Annotated in this window: 2 protein-coding genes; one reads left to right on the plus strand and one right to left on the minus strand. The window is 33.3% G+C overall.

Translation table 11 applies throughout. The annotated features are described in order from the left end of the window. A partial coding sequence (locus tag NF27_RS05550; protein ID WP_239647823.1) for a recombinase family protein occupies positions 1-562 on the plus strand: 562 nt, incomplete at its 5' end. Positions 563-661: 99 nt separating this feature from the next. Here the strand turns inward: NF27_RS05550 and NF27_RS05555 are convergent. Further along, a complete protein-coding gene (locus NF27_RS05555) occupies positions 662-1,732 on the minus strand; it encodes an ankyrin repeat domain-containing protein (protein WP_039456839.1) in 1,071 nt (356 codons plus the stop codon). Positions 1,733-1,961: the final 229 nt, after the last annotated feature.

Consider the following 1,961-nt stretch of genomic DNA (forward strand, 5'->3'; position numbering starts at 1 on the left):
TAGGATATGCAAGGGTCTCAACCCAAGAACAAATTTAGATTTACAGCTAAATGCTTTGAAAGAAGTTAATTGTGAAAAAGTATTTATTGTGAAAGCATCTGGTGCACAACGTGAACGCCCTGAACTGAAAGCTGCATTAAGTTATATGAGGTCGGGGGATGTGCTTGTAGTCTGGAAGCTCGATCGTTTAGCAAGATCACTAAAGCAATTAATTGACACAATTGAGTTATTGGAAAAGCAAGGTATTGGCCTTTGCTCATTGGCTGAAGCAATTGATACTACAAATTCAGGCGGGAAATTAATATTTTATATATTTGGTGCATTAGCTGAATTTGAACGCTCACTTATTCGTGACCGTACAACGGCCGGATTAAAAGCAGCACACCTACTTGGTAGGAAAGGAGGGCGGCCTCCTGCACTTACTCAAGAAGATTTAGTAGCAGCAAGAGCGTTGCTACGTGATTCTAAGATTACAGTCGAAGATGCTGCAAGGCGCCTTCAGATATCACCTGCTACTTTATATAGGCACTTACCTGTAGGAAGAAGTTCTGTTAATGAATAAAGACAGATTAAACGTATGGAGTTTTATATGCTGTGCATAACTAGAAACTTTCTGCACCTAACTTTTTTAGTTAAGTGCTCCAATAACAAACTGCTCTTCCTATACAATCCCTAAGCCTTCTTTATCTAATTCTATCTTTTGTTGCTCTGCCTGGATTTTTGCTGCCCAAGAATCTATCTTACTCCTAGAAGGATTTACAATAAACTTATCAGAGAATTTATTAGGTACAGCATCAATTTCAATTGCATATACCAGTTCGTCAGGTAAGATCAGCTTTTTCTCTGATATATCTGAGAATTGTTTGTAATTAAGAAGGGTATTTGCTAAATATTGAACCAGAATATTAAGAAGCTTAGGTACTTTAGTTTGATAAGAAGTCACTCGTGTAAGTAAGCTCTTAATGCTTTCATTAGTTGTTAACTCTATGGCAGTCTTACCATCATTATTTTTTTGATGGACATCCGCATTATTTTTTATCAAGGTAATCGCTATATCAAACTCGCCATTTTGAGCAGCAATCATTAATGCTGTTGTACCATCATTAGCTTTCTCATTAACATTGGCATTGCTATTTAAAAGTATTTCTACTACTTCCTTATAATTTTCTAAAGTAGCAAGCATTAATGCTGTATCACCATCATTATTCTTCATATCAATACTAGCATCACTATTTAAAAGAACTTCTACGATCTCTTTATGTCCTTCTACAGCAGCAATCATTAATGCTGTTTCACCATTCTTATTCTTTATATCAATACTAGCACCACTATTTAGAAGAATTATTAGGGTTTCTTTGTCCCCGGCAAAAGCAGAATTCAATAGTGCCGAATTACCATTATTAGCTTTCTCATTAATACTAGCATTCCAATTTAAAAGAGTTGTTACTATTTCTTGATTTTCTTCTTCAGCAGCAGTAATTAATGCTGTATTACCATTATTATCTTTCTCATCAATATTTGCTCCACTTTTTAATAGTGTCTCTACATTTTCATTATGCCCCTGATAAGCAGCAATAATTAAGGGGGTATGTCCTGTTTGGTTCTTCACATTTATATCAGCACCGGCATTAATGATTTCATCTATAGGTTCCCCTTTTTTTACTAAATCTATTAATTTACGGTTCTTTTTATCCTGGATTAATTCCCAGAGTGCATCTAAACCTTCTTTCATTTTTATCCTTTATTATAAATATGTATAAAATCTAAATAAGCTTAATATATGTATTAGTAATATATTTGTTGGAATAATGTTGATTAACTGATTAATTAAATATTGATAGTATTCACCTTGTTTAAGAGGAAATTATAAAGATAATTCAATATGGTACCGTCAACTTAACCATTTATTAAGCTAGTATATAATATTAATATAAAAATATATAGGTCTAGTGATGTATAAG

This window comes from Candidatus Jidaibacter acanthamoeba (assembly GCF_000815465.1).
In the GTDB taxonomy this organism is placed as follows: Bacteria; Pseudomonadota; Alphaproteobacteria; order Rickettsiales; family Midichloriaceae; genus Jidaibacter; species Jidaibacter acanthamoebae.

What these genes read in the sequence shown, in the direction of transcription:
- NF27_RS05555 (WP_039456839.1), bottom strand. Translation starts at nt 1,732, where the DNA reads ATGAAAGAAGGTTTAGATGCACTCTGGGAATTAATCCAGGATAAAAAG.